The sequence below is a fragment of the Virgibacillus sp. Bac332 genome, from assembly GCF_003667785.1.
GTDB classification, from domain to species: domain Bacteria; phylum Bacillota; class Bacilli; order Bacillales; family Amphibacillaceae; genus Virgibacillus; species Virgibacillus salarius.
In genome coordinates, this window is record NZ_CP033046.1 from 4213989 (window position 1) to 4234771 (window position 20783).

18 protein-coding genes are annotated in these 20783 nt (G+C 35.5%); 8 read left to right on the top strand and 10 right to left on the bottom strand.

Annotated elements, in window-relative coordinates; all coding sequences use genetic code 11:
• Positions 1-335 precede the first annotated feature (335 nt).
• The 5 genes from D9782_RS20710 to D9782_RS20735 all read left to right on the top strand — a co-directional run bounded on the left by D9782_RS20710 (position 336) and on the right by D9782_RS20735 (position 4353).
• Positions 336-662: a DUF3862 domain-containing protein gene (locus D9782_RS20710; protein ID WP_026680004.1), complete on the top strand. Its 327-nt coding sequence runs from the start codon at positions 336-338 to the stop codon at positions 660-662.
• A 2-nt stretch (positions 663-664) separates the two neighbouring features.
• Positions 665-1540: an ABC transporter permease subunit gene (locus D9782_RS20715; RefSeq protein ID WP_121605620.1), complete on the top strand. Its 876-nt coding sequence runs from the start codon at positions 665-667 to the stop codon at positions 1538-1540.
• Entirely contained in the window at positions 1530-2429 is a 900-nt protein-coding gene (locus D9782_RS20720) for an ABC transporter permease subunit (RefSeq protein ID WP_240455765.1), read from the top strand. Before D9782_RS20715 ends, D9782_RS20720 begins: the two co-directional genes overlap by 11 nt.
• Positions 2430-2780: 351 nt before the next feature.
• Complete coding sequence (locus D9782_RS20725; protein WP_121605621.1) at positions 2781-3296, top strand: GNAT family N-acetyltransferase; 516 nt, start codon at positions 2781-2783, stop codon at positions 3294-3296.
• A 340-nt stretch (positions 3297-3636) separates the two neighbouring features.
• On the top strand, positions 3637-4353 hold the full coding sequence (locus tag D9782_RS20735) for a dihydropteridine reductase (protein ID WP_121605623.1): 717 nt from the start codon (positions 3637-3639) through the stop codon (positions 4351-4353).
• Positions 4354-4784: 431 nt separating this feature from the next.
• Here the strand turns inward: D9782_RS20735 and D9782_RS20740 are convergent, their stop codons facing one another.
• Positions 4785-5843: a M42 family metallopeptidase gene (locus tag D9782_RS20740; RefSeq protein WP_121605624.1), complete on the bottom strand. Its 1059-nt coding sequence runs from the start codon at positions 5841-5843 to the stop codon at positions 4785-4787.
• Positions 5844-5864: 21 nt separating this feature from the next.
• Complete coding sequence (locus tag D9782_RS20745) at positions 5865-6440, bottom strand: DUF1836 domain-containing protein (RefSeq protein WP_026679999.1); 576 nt, start codon at positions 6438-6440, stop codon at positions 5865-5867.
• A gap of 153 nt (positions 6441-6593) precedes the next feature.
• On the opposite strand from D9782_RS20745, the gene D9782_RS20750 reads away from it, so the two are divergent.
• Positions 6594-7241 carry a PAQR family membrane homeostasis protein TrhA gene (locus tag D9782_RS20750; RefSeq protein ID WP_121605625.1) on the top strand — a complete coding sequence of 216 codons (648 nt, stop codon included), beginning with the start codon at positions 6594-6596 and terminating at the stop codon, positions 7239-7241.
• 149 nt (positions 7242-7390) lie between these two features.
• On the opposite strand, the gene D9782_RS20755 is transcribed toward D9782_RS20750, so the two are convergent.
• The 3 genes from D9782_RS20755 to shc all read right to left on the bottom strand — a co-directional run bounded on the left by D9782_RS20755 (position 7391) and on the right by shc (position 10147).
• Complete coding sequence (locus D9782_RS20755; RefSeq protein ID WP_026679997.1) at positions 7391-7831, bottom strand: CBS domain-containing protein; 441 nt, start codon at positions 7829-7831, stop codon at positions 7391-7393.
• A 105-nt stretch (positions 7832-7936) separates the two neighbouring features.
• Positions 7937-8155 (bottom strand): YppG family protein, encoded by a 219-nt coding sequence (locus D9782_RS20760; protein WP_162986476.1) that lies wholly within the window; start codon positions 8153-8155, stop codon positions 7937-7939.
• A 102-nt stretch (positions 8156-8257) separates the two neighbouring features.
• Positions 8258-10147 (bottom strand): squalene--hopene cyclase, encoded by a 1890-nt coding sequence (gene shc, locus D9782_RS20765; protein ID WP_121605626.1) that lies wholly within the window; start codon positions 10145-10147, stop codon positions 8258-8260.
• Between the two features lie 83 nt (positions 10148-10230).
• Between shc and D9782_RS20770 the strand changes: the two genes are divergently transcribed.
• Both D9782_RS20770 and D9782_RS23220 read left to right on the top strand, forming a co-directional pair.
• Entirely contained in the window at positions 10231-11376 is a 1146-nt protein-coding gene (locus D9782_RS20770) for a DUF2515 family protein (protein ID WP_121605627.1), read from the top strand.
• Positions 11357-11758 (top strand): CBO0543 family protein, encoded by a 402-nt coding sequence (locus D9782_RS23220; protein ID WP_162986477.1) that lies wholly within the window; start codon positions 11357-11359, stop codon positions 11756-11758. The genes D9782_RS20770 and D9782_RS23220 overlap by 20 nt, the downstream gene beginning before the upstream one ends.
• A 34-nt stretch (positions 11759-11792) precedes the next feature.
• On the opposite strand, the gene D9782_RS20775 is transcribed toward D9782_RS23220, so the two are convergent.
• The 5 genes from D9782_RS20775 to D9782_RS20795 all read right to left on the bottom strand — a co-directional run bounded on the left by D9782_RS20775 (position 11793) and on the right by D9782_RS20795 (position 20499).
• A complete protein-coding gene (locus D9782_RS20775) occupies positions 11793-12437 on the bottom strand; it encodes a response regulator transcription factor (protein WP_162986478.1) in 645 nt (214 codons plus the stop codon).
• Positions 12438-12534: 97 nt separating this feature from the next.
• On the bottom strand, positions 12535-13125 hold the full coding sequence (locus D9782_RS20780) for a class D sortase (RefSeq protein WP_026679992.1): 591 nt from the start codon (positions 13123-13125) through the stop codon (positions 12535-12537).
• Positions 13126-13155: 30 nt separating this feature from the next.
• Entirely contained in the window at positions 13156-18486 is a 5331-nt protein-coding gene (locus D9782_RS20785) for a SpaA isopeptide-forming pilin-related protein (RefSeq protein ID WP_162986479.1), read from the bottom strand.
• Between the two features lie 327 nt (positions 18487-18813).
• Positions 18814-19029, bottom strand: coding sequence for a hypothetical protein (locus tag D9782_RS20790; protein ID WP_121605629.1), 216 nt, complete (start codon positions 19027-19029; stop codon positions 18814-18816).
• Between the two features lie 333 nt (positions 19030-19362).
• Positions 19363-20499, bottom strand: a complete 1137-nt coding sequence (locus tag D9782_RS20795; protein WP_121605630.1) for a response regulator — start codon at positions 20497-20499, stop codon at positions 19363-19365.
• Positions 20500-20783: the final 284 nt, after the last annotated feature.

Consider the following 20783-nt stretch of genomic DNA (forward strand, 5'->3'; position numbering starts at 1 on the left):
GATGATTTAAATTAGGGCGATTCGTGAAGTCGCCTCGTTTCTGGGTGCTGGAGCTAAGTGACCCATGTTCATCTGTGTCGCTATCGCTTCGCTTATATATTAAATAGATTGCTTATTAAATTCTCACCATAAACACAAACACTGTAAGTCTTTAATATAAAACCATTTATTCGAACAAAACTAGCAAGGGTGAAGAAGTGATTTTCGTGATAAATAGTTAGGAAGCTATGTTCTAAGCATATAAAACTCACTCTGAATCGGGTGAATTTTCAATCTTATATGCTAAAATAAAGTATAAGTCTAAAAAAGGAAAAATAATTTGGGGGATGAAATTTATGAAAGTGTTTCCACAGATTTCTTTAATGTTTATACTGGTTGCGGCATTACTGACAGGGTGTGACGAGGGAGAGGCACAAAATCCAGATGGTCCTGTGACGATCCAGCAATATAACCAACTGGAGAATAGAATGGAATTCGATGATGTAATTGACATGCTGGGACAGCCGGATCTTATTAATTTCAAAGAAAATACGGAGGATGAAGTGGAATTCATCGATGAAAACACCTTGTACAGCTGGGATGGCGCAGCTCCGGACTCCGGAATAACTTTACGTTTCAGAGACGGGAAACTTTCCAGTAAACAACAGGTAGGTCTTGAGTAGGTATGTGGAATAATATTGCCAAGTCTTTCAGAGAAATTACTCTTATTCTATTCGTTATATTGCTAATTAGCTGTACACCTGGGTTATTCCAAACCCAGAGCTTTACATATTTCTTACAAACTTTGGGGGCTGGGATTTTTTATCTATTTCAGCCGCAGAAAATAATCGTTCCATTAAGCAATGGTGAGGAAGTAACTTTCTTTGCAGCGGTTTCCAACGCATATTTAAATTCCATTATCATTATACTTGGCTCCCTAATTTTATCCATTATTGTATCCATTCTATTTACATATGTATTTCACATGCTGGCAGCACCTATTAAAAAAGCGCTATCTGGGGTTTTTTTTATCATCGAAGCCATGCCGGATGTGTTAATCGTTTTATTATCTATCCAGTTTTTTATCTGGATTTTTAAGACTACAGGAATTTCTCTGGGGATTTACGAGTTTGGCGGGGAGACGATATACCTCTTGCCAATACTGGCATTAAGTTCCATTCCAACGATCTACCTGTTTAAATATATGGTAGCAGGAATTGCTGAGGAAAAGACCAAACACTATTATTTATTTTCACAATCAAGAGGCTTCGGGGAAAGCTATATCTTTTTCGTTCATCTATTCAGAAACACACTTTTAACACTCCTTCAATATTACAAAAATATCTTTCTGTACATGATTTCAAGCTTATTAATACTGGAAATTATTTTGCGGTTAAGCGGGATCATGAGCTTTGTCAAAGTGTATGGAATCGGAGACTTCCGAATATTAATGTGGGTGCTTATTATGCTGTATTTCCCTCTATATCTATTCAACAGAATAGGGGAATACGTAGTAAACAAATGGACGTTTAGCAAGGAGGTTGATGAGAGTGTTGGGTAAAGTAAACATGAAAATCTGTATAGGCATTCTATTGATCTTGATCCTTGTGTTTTTCAGTTTCTTTCCCAATATAATTCTCTCAAAGAAGCAGGCACCCTCCATTATGCTGGATGACAATGGTGACTTTATCGGGAAGCCGCCCTATTCTCCCGTGGAGTTTCCTCCTTTTGGGACAAATGTTATGGGAGAGTCTTTAGTTTACAACATACTGGCCGGTGCGAAATATACAATTATCTTTGTCCTTATTGTATGCTTGTTCCGTTTTCTCATTTCTTCCGGTTTAGCACTTATATATGCATTTTATATTCATAAGTTTAGAAATCTGGTACAACGTGTTGTAGAGATTACTTATATTATTCCACCTGTTATTATTGTCTTTTTTTTGCTTGCACCAATGCTCTGGTTCTTTCAGGAAGACAGTTTCCGCTTTATGTTTTTGCTGGTGCTTGTATTAATTGGTATTGGCACACCTCCCTTAACGTTATTAATAGGAGATGAGATAAAAGGGGAACTGCACAAGGATTATATTAAGATTGCAAAATTACAAGGCGTGAGTAACTTTTATATTTTTAAAAAGCACATATGGAGAAACATAAAACCAAGGATTGGTATTTTCTTTATTCAGAATAATATTCAGTTACTCTTATTATTAATTCATTTGGGAGTACTGGGAATATTCATTGGAGGTAGCAGAAAAATAGATATTACGGAGGAGAATACTACGTCTCTCTCCATCACCAATGAATGGGGTGGATTAATTGGTTCTTCCTATCAGGAATTTTTACATCATCCATGGATCGTAATGTCTCCTCTGTTTTCATTTATGATATTGATTATCTTACTAAAGATTGTACTTGCAGGAATAGAAGAATCGACCAAATTAAAATAGTTACATATTTCGAATATTAGCTTTTGTGTTAAAATTAATGGAACAGTTCGTGTAAGAAGGTATATAATTAGACTACAAATAGTCACTGTTCATGAAACGGGATAGGTTGTTTAAGGATATATGTTAAAGTTTAGGAATGGCAGTGGTTTTAGATATAGCTTTAAAAGGAGGCTGTTAGTTGATGAGCTGAGGGGTTAAAATCACGCTTTGGACTCTTGTTGGTGTTTTTATTATTTTCTCTATTGTCAGCATTGCAACCTTCTATGCTTTCGAGTTCCGTTGAGTAAGCGGGCGTGTTTATTTAATATCGTTTATTTTTCCAATTTTGGAATTTTTGAAGGGAGAAAAAATATGTACATAAAAACAGAAAGATTAATTATACGTAATTTTGAATTAAATGATTGGGAAGGAGTATATGAGTATGCTTCCCAAAAGAGTGTAATGAAATATATGCCAGAAGGTGTATTAACAAAAGAAGAAACAAAGAAGTTCATCCAAAAAAATATTGATGATTCAGCTGAAAAATTCCCAGTAATACTAGCTGATGGAGATATTTTAATTGGACATTTAGAATTTTTTAAATATTTCGGTGATCATTCTTATGAAATAGGGTGGGTATTTAACCCTAAATATTATAATAAAGGTTACGCTTCCGAAGCTGCATCTGCGATAATAAAATATGGTTTTGAAGACTTAAAGTTACATAGAATTGTAGCTACATGTCAGCCAGAAAACATTCCTTCGTACCGTGTTATGGAAAAGATCGGCATGAGAAGAGAAGGTTATTTTAAAAAATGCATCCCTCATGGTGATCAATGGTGGGATGAATATTCCTATGCTATTTTAGAGGAAGAATGGGGTAACTAAATAGTTTCTGCTACTTTGTCAGTTACCTTATTGTGCTTACGGGTGTAATAACGAGAGGTTATAAATAAAGAGAAATTTCAATCGGTGGGGGTTTTTGTTTTATCCCCCCGATGGTTCGTACCACAAGGGTATGACCTAAAAGCATTTGAACCAATCGGGTCCAACATATTTAATATTCGATAGTGAGAACGAATGCAACTACGAAGAATTAAGTTCAATTTTTTGTGAAATGTCAGATGATTTAATAACATAAATCATTATAACAATCCGTTTAATTGAGAATTATTATCACTTATTGTATATTAGTTAGTAACAATACATAAAGTGAGGAGAATATATAATGAAAATATACTGGACTAAAATAAATAAGATTATTGAAGAAACGCCGGAGGTAAAAACATACCTGCTCGACTGTCCGGACGACTTTACATGGGAAGAAGGTTCCCACACCCACTTCGCACTGGAAGGTTTTAATGCTGGAGATAAACCAAATCGCAGCCTGATTCGCCACATGTCCATCTCCACTTTACCGCACGAAAATTCAATCGGTATCACAACACGCATCAGAGAGCAGTGCTCTGAGTTTAAAACGATTTTAAGAAATCTTAAGGTTGGCAATGATATTGCAATATTTAAAACGCATTCGAATGTACCACTTAAACGAGAAGACAAAAATGTTTACCTTCTGTCATCAGGTGTCGGTCTAGCAACTTTCAGACCGCTTGTACTTGATTATTTTGAACGTGCTGATAACGTCAATAAAATTCATTCCCTAAACATCGATTCATCAAAAGAATTCTTATTCACTAATATTTTTAAATCCGTACCAGACAAGAAGTTTACATCGCAGTTCGTCGATAACCGTAAAGATTACTATGAAGAAGTGAAAGATCTTGCTGCAGACAAGGATGGGCTCTTCTACGTTGTCGGTAGCGACGAATTCCTCATACAGAACATTGAAATGCTACGTGAGCAGGGCATCAAGCCGGAACAAATTATGCTCGACAAGCATGAACACGAACTGCCTAAGTTTTTATCATTTGATTTGTCAATTTAAGCGAGAAAGATATTCTCTTGGTACATACTAAATAGATGTTGCGCTAACGAGTGTTTTTCTGGAATAACGGCATTAAAATTAGTTATTACATTCATGGAATGACTCATCGAAAAGTAAAAGCTAAGTATAAATGAATGTTTTTTTAAATGCATCCAAACGGATTAATTGTTGTTGGAAGGGTTAGAAAAAGCAAAATATAATAACGAAATAGATTCAACGGATGTGGCAATAGCATTTACAGTTGTACTGAGGTGGAAAAATATACAAAAGAAGGAAATGTGATTTTATAAGAAGATTGATTATAACCTACTAAGAGTACCACCAGGAAAACGCGAAATTATAAAGGTAAGGAAATTACAATGTTAAAAAGCCCAATTCCTCAGCTTTAATTGAGAAATTGGGCCTTTTTCCCGAAACCCTCTAGCTTTAACTTACTTTCTTGTTACTATTTCTGAACATACATAATGACAAAGCAAATCTTCCGTATTTTTTAATGATGATTCATGCGTTCTTTCGAATGCATGAGATGAATCAATTCCAGGTCCAATTAGTCCATGAATAATATCATGACCAGCTCTAATAGCTGCCGAAGCATCGGAGCCATAATACGGGTAAATATCTAATTTATAGCCGATATTATTTTTTTGCGCTAAATCTACTAAATGCTTGCGGAGCCCATAATGGTATGGTCCTGATGCATCCTTCACACAAATAGAAACCGTATATTCGTCAGTGGATTGACCATCTCCCATTGCCCCCATATCTACAGCCAGATATTCTGTTGTTTCTACAGGAATATTTGAATTCCCCCCATAGCCAATTTCCTCATTATTAGAGATGAGAAAATGAGTCGTATAGGGTAGCTCTATGGATTCTTCTTTTAGCCGCTTAATAAGCTGTAGTAAAATACCGACACTCGCCTTATCATCTAAATGACGTGATTTTATAAATCCATTTTCTGTTACCTGTACGCGAGGATCAAAAGAAACAAAGTCTCCAACTTCTATACCTAGTGAGCGTATATCATCAGCATTTTCAACCTTTTCATCAATTCGCACTTCCATATTCTCTTTATCTCGTTTTGCTTCACCCGCATCTTTATATACATGAACCGATGTTTGATGCATTAAAATAGTACCTGTATAATTTTTACCATTGGCTGTATGAATCGTACAGTATTCACCTTCAATTGAATTAAAGTTAAACCCACCGATCAAGTCTAGACGCAATCTCCCATTATTCTTGACTTCTTTCACCATTGCTCCTAGCGTATCGACATGTGCTGTTAGCATACGATGCTCACTATTGTTTTTACCAGGTAAAGTGGCAATTAACCCTCCCTTAAGATTACGTTTTGTCTCTACATTTAATGCTTGAAGAAATTCCTCGACATAGCTGATAACTTGATCGGTATAACCAGATGGACTTGGAATCGATACCAATTTCTCAATAACTCCCTTTGTTTCTGTTACATTTGGATATGTATGCATAATTTTCCCCTCCACGATGGTTTATATATTTTCTTTAGCTATGTTGTCTACGATCCTCTCTGCTGCCCTACGATAATAATTACTCATATTTACGAAAGAAGCAACCAATAATAACTGTGTTAAGTAGTCAGATTTCTCACTATCTAGTGCCACTATATGCTTCGTTACTTCTTCAGACAACAACGACATTTCGTCTTTTAGTTGCCCCATGCTTTCATCGGCCATTTGAACATAACGCTTATATAAGTCCGTTAAATCAAAGCCTTCTTCGGTTATCATTGTGTTTAACGGATCTAAAGTCACCTTTACATCATTTATGGATAAAGCTCCTTTCATTTGATAGATCATGGCAATAAGCATCATATGAACTTTTGAATACTTTTTATTCTCAATAGGGAAAAATAATTTACCCTTCGCATAATTATTGATCATTGTTTTAGTTAGTACTTTTTCATTTTCATCTCGCTTTAAAATACCAAACTTATTTTCAAATAACTGAATAACCTGATCCATATACAAATCCAAGTCTGGGATTTCTTCTAAAGAAAGCTGACTATTTAATTGCATGCCGTCTAAAATGTCTTTATTGTTTTCCATTATTCAACCTCTTTAACGTTTTGTCCTAAACATTTCTATCCCATTATTATACGTGAGAATAAATATGAAGTAAACCTTGACTACATATCAAAATACATATATCATTTAAATATAGTTTTTAAAACTACATAACATTATAAAGGTGTTGGTTACATGTGTATACATATTCGTGAGCCAATTAATGGGCTTACACATTTATTCGGAGCTGTTTTATCCTTCGCTGGATTGCTAGCACTAGTCATAAAAGCAACAGCTACAACAGATTCTTCACTAGCTATTGCAGCTGTAATTGTATTTGGTATTAGTATGACATTGTTATATGCTGCCTCGGCCACCTATCATATGGTGATTGCAAGAGATCAAGTCATCGCATTTTTGCGGCGAATCGACCACTCAATGATATATGTATTAATTGCCGGGACGTATACGCCTTTTTGCCTAATTAGTCTACAGGGGACCTTAGGGTGGGCACTATTTATGATTGTTAGTACACTAGCAGTACTCGGTGTTGTTTTTAAATTAGTATGGTTTCATTCGCCTAGATGGCTATCTACTTCATTATATATAGGTATGGGTTGGATTGTTGTATTCTTCAGTTCATCTCTAGCACCAATTATTAATACAAGTGGGATGATATTACTTGTATTAGGTGGTGTTTTTTATACGATTGGTGGCATCATTTACGGGCTTAAACCAAAAATATTATCATTTAAACATATGGGATTTCATGAGATTTTCCACATATTTATTCTAATTGGTAGCCTATTTCATTTTATTTGCGTCTATGGATATGTCTTATAAGGAATTAAAAAACGTGTGGTTTTTATTAAAATGCCCTTTACAAAGGTGACTTTATATAAACCACACGTTTCTATTATTTAGATTAAAAACAACACCTTCTCAAAAGAACGCTCTCTTTCAACAGGTCCCTTTGAAACATCCTTATTCTTTTAATCCTTCTGAGGATCAGAAGGATTAGATATATCAGATAGAGCTTCTCCAGCTTCATTCTCTAATTGATTATCTACTGCTAAATCTCCTAAAGCAACCATTCCAACAATTTGTCCGTTCTCGACAACTGGCAAGCGACGGATTTGCTGTTGCGCCATAAGCTGCGCAGCTTCATGTGCATCCATTTCTGGTGTACCTTGAACGACTTGTTGTGCTGTCATCACTTGAGAAACCGGAGTTTGGGCAGCTTCTCCCTGTGCTGTAGAACGTAACGTAATATCACGATCAGTAATCATCCCAACTATGCTTCCATGTTGATCTACAACCGGAAGCGATCCAATATTATGTTCGCTCATTAGAGCAGCTGCTTCTTGTATCGATTGTGTATCATTGACTGTATACACATTCGATGTCATAAAATTTCGTAATTGTTGATGCATTAGTATGAACCTCCTTTTTACAGTAGCATTCGTCATTTGGCTTATTTTTATTATAAAATAAAACAAAAATAAACGTGTCACCATGCAGTGACACGAAACATATGCTTACTTCTTAAAGAAAGTAGTAATTAATGGACTTACTTGACCATATATCTTCCCCATTTGCGAGGCAACTTCTGTCATTTTATTAAAATCCAATTGTCCATCTTGATCACGGAATTGGGCAATAATATTTTCTGTTGTAGATGCTTTCTTAGGAGTATTCCTGCCTTGGAGTGGTCTTCCAAACCAATCAGCTTGACGTCTAGGAGGTGCTTGCCTCATTATTGATCTTCTTTGTCTATCAGGAAACATACCTACATCACCTCTTCATTATAGTCTGTTATAGTTTATGTGCTGACATGTTCAGTGATAAGGATATTTATACTAGGATTTATCATCTTCAACAAATTTTTTCTTGTAATGTGCTAATGCTAAAAGCGGGAAAAGGTATTCATAACTGTGATAATGCATGTAAAAGCTACCAGGTAGTGCTTGACCCTTTGGATAGTTTGTCGTCCAATTATTTTGTTTTTCTTGATTAGATAATAAAAAATCCATTCCTCGTTTTATTCCGTTCGTTTTTTTAACCTCAGCAGTAATCAACGTATCAAGCGCCCAAGCTGTTTGTGTCCGTGTGCTTTCCTTTAATGGAATATACGTTTTCTCCTGATCACTTTTACATGATTCCCCCCATCCACCATCTTCATGCTGTATTCGATACAACCAATTAACCGCTCTTCTGATTGAGGCATTCCCTGGATTAATTCCTGCTGCAACTAGTCCTGTTACTGCTGCCCAAGTACCATATATATAGCAAATACCCCACCTTCCATACCAAGAGCCATTCTGCTCTTGATTTTTGATTAACCAATGAACAGCTCGCTTTACTAGCGGATGAGACTGATTCAATTTCGTAAACGTAGCTAGGAATTCTAATGTCCTGCCAGTTAAATCTGCTGTTGAAGGATCAAGTAATAGTAGCTCTGCTCCTTTTATTGGCAACCATGTTAGAAGTAAGCTATCTACATCTTTTTCAAATGCTCCCCACCCACCATCATCATTCTGCATTGCTAAAATCCATTCTACTCCCCTATCCCATATAAAGCGATCCGTATTCTTAGTAAGGACACTTGTTCGTAGAGCTCGTAATGCTGCTGTTGTATCATCATTATCAGGTACTATAGTATTGACGTTGGAAAATCCCCATCCGCCGGGAAGTATATATGGTGTGTGAATTGCCCAATCTCCATAGAACTGTTGTTGTTTAGCACGAATATAATTTGTAGCCTCTTGAATGGTCTTTGAACGCGAAGAAACACCTGCTTCCTGTAAACTATAACTAATGAGTGACGTATTCCAAACAGTGGCAGTTGTAAATTGCATATGCAGTTGATTATCAACGGTGGTGATAAAGGATCTTAATCCTTTTATCGCTCGTTTAATAACGGGATGATCCTTCCTGTACCCTCTTGCTATTAAAGCGAAAATCATCAGAAATGTTGAACTAAAATAGGTATTAAATGTTCCATCTGGTTCCACTCGCTGAAGTATATACGTTTCAGCTCTGTTTAACGCTAATTCATGTAATTCATGAGGCAGTCCTATTAATTTTTTTATCCCGCCTTTTAATATAGAAAAAAACGTTTGCCACTCCCGTAAATCTTCTTCCCAATTGGCCTTTCTCTGCATAGTTAGATCCGATAAATTAGGTGATGCAGATGTTGTTAACTGCAACTTTTTATCTGCTACTAGTAATATAGGTATGAAGTGAGCACGAGCGTAGACAGAGAAATCAAAAAGATTAATTGGAAAATAAGCTGGGAGCAATATGCCCTCAATGGGTATCGGTATATGCCTTGGCCAACTATATTGTCCTGTTAAGGCGAGCATTATTTTAGCAAATAATTGAATATTATTCAGTCCACCGTTACTTATTATAAAATGGCGAGCCTTTTGGATATGCTTATCATCTATTGTGTAATAGCCACTATAAAGTAAAGCATAATAGGCTTCAACTGTAGCTGTAAGATTTCCTGGTCCTTCATCATAAAATAATTTCCATGCACCATTTGCTTGTTGTTTATTTGCAATTCGTTCAGCTAAAGACTTTATCAAATTAGAATCATTGATTTCCAACGTTCGTAATAGAATAATCATATAACTATCAGTTGTTATACCTGTTTCAAATGGATAAGTCCAAGATCCATCCTGATTTTGCGTTCCTTTCAATTCATCCAATAACTTATTCATCGCTGCTTCCAGTTGTTTATCCATACGATATGTACTCCTTTTTGAAAGCTATTATGGAAAAACATATGCCACTACTACGATGCATATGCCTTAGAAGGAGGTGCTTTATGATAAAATGTATGGTTAAAAAACGAGCAACGAGCAATCGGAAATTAAAAAGACATTTAAAACATATCATTAGACATAGACCTCTGTCTGTTTCTGAATCCGATCTCACCGAATGGGAATTTAACCTCATTCAACAAATCAAAGCAAAAACAAGCAAATTAAATAAGAATAACGTAACAAGAACAAAAGCTTATTACCAATTTTACTGCGTTTATCCGGAAATTCACTGGGCACTCTTAGGTCATCTAGTTTCTAGAAATGGTGGTTGGAATATGACAGACCTTAAAGGAGATTTACTTCCCAGATTAATGACAGAGGCTGAGCGTGAACATTTTTTCTTATTTTTAGAGCGGGGAAACTGGCTCATTTTTCAAGACGTATTCCCACAATGTTTATTATATCAACATAGTCTGATAAACCAGAAGAACTTATTCTACTTACTTCCATACTTGAATGTTTCGGTGTTTATGGAAGCTATTTGGAATGATTTTTGGAAGTTTAGGGATTGTCGAAAATTAGCTATTGCGATGGTCATTAATGAACAGAATTATTTAGAAAATAGAGTCGTTCTAAACAAGCAATTTCAAGAAACCGTATTACACACCATCGAATTTAAACTATACGATGCTTTACGATTCAACCACATTATCTTCCCTAAACTTAGTGAAGTAACTGGTAGGCCTCGGATTATCGGCGAAACACTTTATCAATTCGCTGATCTACATAAACGAATTATGATCGGCATTCGCTTATATGACTTACTTTTTCAACGTAAACCCGTTCTACAAGCTATCTTACAATGGGCAAGTAAGCATCCGCATACGGGTTCGCGGTCTGATTATTGGAAAGATCTATTTCATCCAGTAAATGAATCTGTACCAGGTACCATATACAAACGAAGAACCAAGCATTGCAAGTTAAGAAAGGATGAACCACGTATTTATAGTCCACCATTAAAATTTGCTTGGAAGGATATAGAACATGAGGAGGCAGAAAAAGGGGATTGGTTCAACGACTTTCGAATATTACATTACTTAGATAAAAAAGAAATAGATACAGGTGGGGATATATATGATGATTATTGTAACGACCTCGAAAAAATCGAATTTGCGATTATCGCAAAAAATGCGATCTTCCAAAAGTAAGCGATCTATTCATGCATATATCACTGTAATATTATTCGCCTCACTAATCGGTACTTACTTAGATTTAGTTTGCGTTGAAATGGGGATGTATTCCTTTCCTATACGACTATTTCCAGGACTCTTTTCCATTAATATACTATTTACGCTCATCATTCTCCCAGTAGCTTCCATTTTATTTATCCGTGTTATGCGCCACTTAAAAACCATTCCCCGTACCTTTTTCCTCTTTACATGTAGCTTTCTGATTTGCATGATTGAACAAATAGCTGAACAAGTAGGCTTGTTTGTTCATCATGAGGATTGGAATCACATTTATTCGTTTGTTGGTTACTTCATCTTTTTAGTTGTCATATGGAAGGGATTTAGTTGGTTGTCTAAATAATAAAAGCTTACAAATATAGTGTAGTACTCCTTTCTTAATCATCTGCCATTAGGTAATGTAAAAACTCTATTACACTTTTGCGATTGCTGTTTTTTACTTTTTTATAAGCGTTGCTTACATAATCTCTAATTGTTTTTTCAGATAATTGTAGGGTATTGGCAATTTCTTTATTACTGTAATTTTTATACATTAAATACAATACGTCCATATCTCGCTTACTAACATCTATACCATTACTACATAATTTCTGTTTCAGCTTTTCTTTATTACCAATATTTTTTGGCCCAATTATATCAATCATTTGCTTTGCAATAGCTTCGGAAAAAACAAATTGACTATCGTAAACATTTCTTATGGAATGAACAAGTCCTTCGCCGGTAATAGTACTTACTAAGAACCCTCGTCCTTCTTTATCAATTGCTGTACGAATAACATTCACGTCCACATCTGACATCATAAACATTAAACTTATATGTGAGTAGCTCTCTCTAATTTCCTTTAGCTTAGACTTAATAGATTTCGTAAATTTATTTAACTGTATGAGTGCAATATCAGGTTTAAAATCCTCTAGTTTCTTAAAGATCGTTCGATTATTCGTATTACGTTCAATTTCTAACACTTCGATATCCGGTTCGTTCTCTAATAATAAATGTGTGTTTTGATTTATACCTTCACTCATATTTATGCATACAACTTTAATCATCTGACTTCCCTACTTTTATTTACAGATTGAAAAAATAATCCTGTAGCAATTAAACAACTACAGGATTTAACCATTAAACTTCACGATCTATTAATCTACCCTTTAATGCAATACGCTCTTTTCCATCTATTGTACAGGTGATTAATGTAATTTCCCTTTTATTATCTTTATCCTCAAGAATCTCAACCTTCGTTGCCTCAATAACTTCTGACGAGGTAATCTCATATACATATTTCTTAGTCGCCGTATGAAGAATAGCTTTATCACCTATCGACACTTCTGGCAACTGGCGAAAATGTCGATCACCTCGATATCCACGATGCCCTGCTATTGTAAAGTTTCCCTCACCTGGAGTTTGATTCGGTTTAATCTGAGTTAATGCAATACTCAAATTCGCTTCAGTAGTTTCAGGCAACACCTTTTGTTTTAAGTCGATGGAAGGGATTTCTAATTCAATCACTTGCTTTAATTCTTCTTGTGTGAAGGGCAAATCATCGATTGTAGATAAATCCACTGACTCATCGTCTGATTGCGCTATCAAGGATAACGCGTCTTCAAGAGCATTTACTTCTTTTTGTTGATTCCATTCATAGTATAAAGGAATTGCAACTAAGATGAGTCCGATGAAAATAAACGCTCCCCCAATTATTTTATTTCTATTCATCAATGAACGCATCCCTTTGCTTACCAAAAATTATACTTGTTTACGTCTTCGGAACACGACTATCGTTCCAATCATTATTGACGTAATTCCTAATATCAACAAATACCTAAGCCATTCTTCTCCAGTTTGTGGAAGTTTATTATAGGTTGGCGTAGTATCTTCTGGTTTGTCGGTTCCTGATAGTGTAGCTTGATTTGTAGCAGTTAACCTGACAAGGTCTGATTGACCTTTTTCTATCTTGAATGGAATCGGTGTAGAATCCAATTGATAGCCTATCGGTGCTTTTGTTTCCACAAATTGATAGCTTCCAGGCTTTAAATTATCTACGGTAATTTGACCTTGCGCATCCGTCAGTAGCCCTTGCTTCAACGTCTTACCATTTGCATCTTGAAGCTTGAATTCAGCGTTTGGCAACAGCTTATCGCTATTACTATGATCAACTTTGGTAAGTACAACAGAGCCTGGAATTATTTTATTTTCTACATTTAGTTGAACCAATTTGACATCCGCTTCTGTTTTACTTTTCTCGATTGTAAATGGAATGGATGTGTCATCTAAATAATAGCCAAACGGAGCTTTGGTTTCGACAAACCGATAGTTTCCTGGTTTTAAATCGTCTACAACTAGCTTTCCAGCTTTATTTGTTGTTAAGCCTTCTTGTAGTATATTTCCTTCTGCATCCTCCAATGTAAATTCCGCACCAGATAAAGATATATTACTGTTATCTGCATCTACCTTCGTCAATTCCACCTTACCAGTAATCCATTCATTTTCTGCAGTAATAGATAATGGTTCAGCTTGACTTTTCTTAACTTCAAATTCAATTGGTTTTTGATCTAATTGATAATACGCTGGTGCTTTTGTTTCTACAAATTGATAATGACCTGGTCGTAGATTGTTTATCAGAAGTTTTCCATCTTCATTCGTTGTCATTCCTTTTTTGATGGTATTCCCATCCTTATCTTGTAATTCAAATACAGCATTCTCTAGGAATTTTTCATGGTCATATTTGTCAACTTTCGTTAATTCTACTGAGCCAGGAATGAGTTGATTCGTAACCTGTACCTTTGTAACATGGACAGTATCTTCCGTTTTACTTTTCTCAATGGTAAACGGTATCGGTTTTTGATTTAGCTGATAATGTTCTGGTGCTTTTGTTTCTACAAATTGATAGTTTCCTGGTTGTAAGTTATTAACAACCAACTTTCCATTACCATTCGTTGTTATGTCTTCCTTCATCAGGTTTCCTTCATTATCTAATAAGTTAAACGTTGCACCTTCAAGTACGATTTCCTTATTATCACTATCAACCTTTGTTAATTCTACCTTACCCCTTATTAATTGATTAGGAGCTTCAACTAAAATCGTTGCTGTTTCTCCATCTTTCACCGTAAATGGAATTGGTTGATGGTTACGTTGGTAAAACGTTGGTGCTTTTATTTCCACAAATTGATAGTTACCAGGTTGTAAGTTTCCAACAAATATCTCGCCCGCATCATTCGTTGTTAAAGATGGATGAACAATCGTTCCATCTGCCTTTTCTAGCTTAAACGTCGCACCTTTTAACACTTTTGCATGATCTTTTTGATCAAATTTAGTTAATTGAACAGAACCTAGTTTTTCATTTTCTGCTGATAAATAAATAGCTTCTGTTTGTTTATCATGAATAGAAAAAGGAATAGGTTTTTCACTCAATTTGTACCCATCTGGGGCTTTTTTCTCCATAAACCTGTACTCACCTGATTTAAGCTGATCGATAAAAATGATCCCCTGATCATCTGTTGTTAATTCTGCAATTTCTTCATACGTGTCTCCAACTTTTTCTTGTAATGAAAAAACTGCACCAGCTAATACTTCATTCGTCTCTTTGTCTTTTTTCGTCAGTTCTACTGCACGGATTATCTCGGTGTTCGTAACCGTTAGCTGATTCCCTGTTTTTTCATTGTTTCCTTGCTCAAAAGGCTGATCAATCGTAATAGTTTGTTTCTTATTATCTATCAAATATCCATCTGGGGCCTTTTCCTCTGTTAAAATATAATCTCCATATAGCAATCGATCAAAAGCAACTACGCCGTCTTTTCCAGTCGTTTGCCTATCAATAACTACACCACTATCTTTATCTACGAGAGAAAATACTGCTCCTTGTAATGGCACCCCTGTTGCTTTATCCGTTTTCGTAACGGTCAGGTGTCCAATTTCACCTGTACCATCACCCATCCCAGAGGTACGTCGTACTTGAACCGTCTCACTTGATTCATGCTCAACGATATCAATGTTCTCTCCGTTAAACGATACGTCATTTTTTATTTTAGATCCAGGTTTAGCTAGAATAAGTGATTGATATTCCAAGATATACGCTTCATTGATCTCTTCTGAAAATGTAAGTGTAAAAGAATCAGGATTTTTATGAAGTGTTAACGTATAATCTTTGTCGCGCTCTAATTTATCTTTCTTTGCTACTTTCCCATCCTCACTTATCGTTGTAGCGTACACATCAAATGAGCTTTCCAATAACGATTGGTTCTCACTAGGGTTATCAATAACAGTAGCGTTGGTAACCCGAGACTGTCCAAAATTAATATTTACCTTCCAATCAATAATTTTGCCATTTTGTTTCCCTGTCTTTGTTGTATACTTTCCTCCATGCGGAATGGCAACAGAAGCATGTAGATCCGTCTCTTTTGTTTCACCATTGTATAAAGTTGCTGTATTTTCATAGCTCGCGTCTACAAGATCTAAATCCTTAAGGCTTGTTTTATAGACGATTTTATACGGTGAATGAATTTCCTGATTAAACGAAATTTGAAAACCTGGAGTTCCATCCTTGTCTTTAATCCAACTTATGGAGTAGTCTTCACTTGGTACATGCTCTTCGACTTCCGTTCCATTTTCGCCGCCAGTCAAATTCATCTTATATATGGTAATCGAATCTTTTACTAGCCGCTGATTTCCTTGAATGAAGTCTTTTATAATAGGATTTTCGATTGTTTTTAAATTATAGTTTACTCCAATATTCCAGGTGATTTCTTTATCTACCGCATTATAGGAGCCATACTTAAACCCGTTCGACTGTGTATACTCATCTGGTTTAAATTGCTTGCTTGTCTCTTGCGTTTTTGAGCTTCCGTGTTCATCCGTCCAATTAAATATTGCCTTATTTTCTAAATAATTCTTCCCTTTATCCGCTCTTGCTTCGTAAATAAATTCGGTAGTGTATGTTATGGTATGCGGTGTATTTATTTGATTGTTAAACCGAATTTCAAATTGATTAGCTTCATTTTTAATTAATGTATAGTCTTTTCCTTCAACAAGTTCCTTATTCTCAGTTGTAATTTTAAGCGTTTCCGGTTTTAAGATTAGCCCTTCATTCGTAAATACATCGGTTAAAACCACATCGTTCATTGGGTGCTTATCTTTATTAAATGTAACGGTCCAATCCACGGTTTTATCCTTATAATTTGGTGTTCCGTGACTCTTAAATAAGATTTGTTGGCCGATATTCTGACTACCCTCTGCGTTATGATTGCCAGTTTCTACTTTATTCGTTATTTTTTCATTTTCAAAAACGCGTTCGGACGCTTTTGTTTGATAAGTAATTTTATAGGCAGATGTAACATTTTCATCAAACTGTAGATGAAATCCATTTTTTCCTGCTTCTGTCTTAGCGGTTACTGTATAATTCTCAAAATCTTCACCATTACCTACCTCATTACCATCTTTATCAATAGTGATCTTCTTAACGTCAAAAGAGCTCTCGACAAGGTCTTGACTGGTGTTAAAAAAGTCTTTTAATAGAGCATCCTGCTGTTTAATTGTTTTTTCATTATAGTTGTATTTAATTTCCCATGTAATTATCTGATTTTCTTTATCGTAGGCTATTGATTGTTTTTCTAAAGGGCTGCCACGCTTGACACTTACCGTAGCATCTGCAGATTTTGGTTGTTGGTTATCAGAAACCAAACTTGCTTCATTATGAAATGCCTTCTGATCTTCATCTGTAATTTCTGTTTGATATACTAACCGATAAGCAGTATGAATATCCTTATCAAAAACAATGATAAAATCTTCACCGTTCTCAGTCTTACCTATTGTATACGTATTAGGATTCACTTCTTCTCCCAATGATACTTTCCCATTTAGCTTTGTATCTAGATGATAGAGTTTAATAGAGTTAGCCAATAAGGATTGACCTGCCTGAATAGGGTCTTGTAACAGTGGATTCTTGAGTGACTCTAGACTTTTATTAAAGTCGACTGTCCACTCAATTGTCTCCGCATTATAATCACGATTTGGTATTCCTTTTTTCTCAACAGAAGGTCCAATTGGTAGAAATTCGATTGGGATCGTAACCGATTCTTTACCCTCAATTGGTGTAACGATCACTTCTTTCTCTTCTGTGATAATAATATCTTCACTTAACTCCGTCCAGATCTCGATAGAGCCATTGATGTTTGAAAAGTCTTCAATAAACTTCGTGAACGTAATGGTAGCTGATCCACTCTCATTAACAGAGAAATACCCGATTGTTTCTCCGTTAAAATTCATTTCAGCTTTATCAATACTGTTATATACTTTAAGCTCCTTTGGAACGTCAAAGTGAAATTCATCTCCAGCTTTATATCCATGATTATTTGCAAGTTCCCATGTATAATTGATGGATATAAGCGAATTAATATCTGGTTTTTCAACTGCATTACCGTCAGTATCCTCATAGGATAATTCAGCACTTGTAAGAATGTTTTCCATTATTTCTTTTTTGGCGGTAAGTTTATTCTTTTTCTCTGTACCCTCACTCTGTGCCGTATCTGATTCACTGCTTTTTTCGCTTTTACGTTCTACATGATCATCTTCTTTAGGGAGATTGTCCTCAATGGTAGATTTTTCTTCTTGCTTTTCGTTAGATTCAGTGTCTTTGTGGGGTTTTTCTTCTGCTTCCTCTTCCAATGCTTGCTGATTATCCGTTTCATTGGTCAAGGCAGGGGAATCTTGATGCGCAAGATCTATAATAAATGTCCCACTTGCACGAGGTGCATTCACTATTTCCTCATTGAAGGTTATTGTTATCGTATTATTCGTATCTGTATAATACGATCCAACCTTCTTACCTCCATTTGTTACTTCTCCTTGATAATTCTTTTCCATGTCTACACCAGTAGGCAAGTCATGGATGTAAGCTTTATCTTTTTCTACTTCTAATCCTTCAATAGACCAACTTACTTTCATACTAGAAGCCTTTGTGTCTTGATCCATAATAGGATTACCTGCTTCATCTAAAAGCTCTATCTTCTTTACAATTCCAGTCTCAGCGCCTTGAGCATGACTCTGAATCGGAAATGCTAGACTGCTAGATATAGTTTGCAAAAGAAGCAATAGACTAAAAAGCACATATAGGGATTTTTTCACTACACTATCATCCTTTCTTTTCTCATTAAAATAAAAATAATGGGCATATCGAATCAATTGCCCTTCCGACTTGAAATGGTAACAAAGTAACCTCTACAAAATCTTTACATTTACATAACATTTCCATTATGTAATCGAAACCAAATCATTAAAACTGGGCCTGTAATCCGTTTTTGAAAAGAACAAAAGTGCAAGCACCCGATTAGAAACGTATAAGAAAAACTGAGCAAAATTCGCTCAGTCCTTATCACTAAATGCTCCGATTTACGCTTCCTCTAGTAGCTATTATGGAATAATAGCTACTGCTTGCTTGACCACCACTCCGGCTGCCCACTTCTCTTTCCGTGGGGTTTGTCCTTCAGCTAACTTTTTTAGCAAAACCCGCTCAAAAAAGTGGATCTTCAGGTCAAACATTTCCCACAGGAGTTGAAGTGGCCGGCCTTCGCTATTATCAGGCTCTACAACGCTAGCATGAAGTAACACAGCTGCTTTTATACTCACGGATAGCGATTTTCACTTTACCCATTGTAAAAAAAGTCAACCTATTACTTATGACAAGAATTGTTGCACCTTCGCATAGCGGAGACTAATTACGTAGACTCCTGCGGGATTAGCGCGAGCCGAAAATCCACTTTGCAACGTGTTCTTCTTTGCAAAGTTAGTTGAGGCCGTGCCCGCGGAAAGCGAAGTAATTAGTCGGAGCATTGCCAATATACATCAAACATTTCAAAATAACTACTCGGCTTAACGCAGTCATTGCACTGATTTTATACTTTCTTAACTTATAAAAAAACCATGCTGGATAAGTGATCCACCATGGCTTTTCTAAACTATTTAATTATATTTTTTCCATTGACTGTACCAATTACGAATGTCTGTATGAGGCTTCGTTCCAAATTCTGTATGTAAAAATTCTTTTAAATTCTGATAATGCCTCTCAACATTAATCGAGTCATTCGTTGTAGCATAAATCTTCAGTAAAATAAAATGAGCTTCTTCGTTCTCTGGATGGCTATCACAAACTTTTTTAAACCATTTTTTCGCCTCCTGATACGACTGCTCCTTCCAATAAAAATAAGCAATTTTTAATGCATAATCCAACCAAACTTGTTCAAGCTGCAATTGATGATTTTCTGCCCACCAATAACCATGTTCTTCTAAATAAGAACCTTTATACAAATCCATAATCTCAACATATCTATCAATCGAATTTATAGTCATAGGAGGTGCTAGTTCTAGTTTTTCCTTCCATAGCTGGATATCTATCGTGATATTTTGCGTAGATAGGGTATACCCTTCCTTGGTATTTATAATCTTAAAATTGCTTGGATATTTCTTTAAGACATTTCTTACATGGTAAACAGCTGTATATAATTGGGCATAAGCTTTTTCAGGGTCTAAGTCTGGCCAGAGTAACTCGATTAAAAAGGACTTCTGAACTAGCTTTTCTTTGTTGTGCAATAGATATAGAAATAATTCCTTCGCCTTCAAGGTTCGCCATGAAATAACTTCCGTTTCCCCATGGCTAGTTGTGAGTGATAAGCTCCCACATACATTTATCTGTAGCGTATTATTTAATGAGTTATTAGAAGACATAGATTTAGATTCACCATTAACTTTTGCCAAAAGACGTTCTACGGTTTTGTTTAAACGTTGTATCGAAAAAGGCTTTAAAAGATAATCTAGTGCATTTATTTCAAATGCTCTTACCGCATGCTGATTATATGCAGTAACAAAAACGATTTGTAAAAATGGATGACTGGATAGTAATTGTTCAGCTAATTCCAGACCATCTACCTGTGGCATTTCTATATCTAAAAAAACAACATCTGGATGTAGCTGTTGAACCTTTTTTCTTACCATTAGCGGGTTAGTTAGTTTATCAATAACATCGATATCACTATTTTTCTTAAGAAGATGTTCCAAAAAATCTACTGCCATTTGTTCATCGTCTACAAGAATCGCTTTCACCCATATATCCTCCCTACTCCCATTTAAGTATGAATCGATTGTACTATATAAGGTATTTAACTCGTAGTCTATCTATAAAATTAGTAGAGGTCAAAAGATTGGATTTATACGTAGCATTTTACTTAAGAAATAGCTACATACTATTTATGAAGAAAATCGGAAACCTAATACAATACAACTAAGCTTGCAATATTAATCATTGAACTATTTATTCGAACAGAATTAGGATGTTCTATATCTTTTTACTGATTTCTAAAGGAATGAATGACCTAGCCTTTGTTATC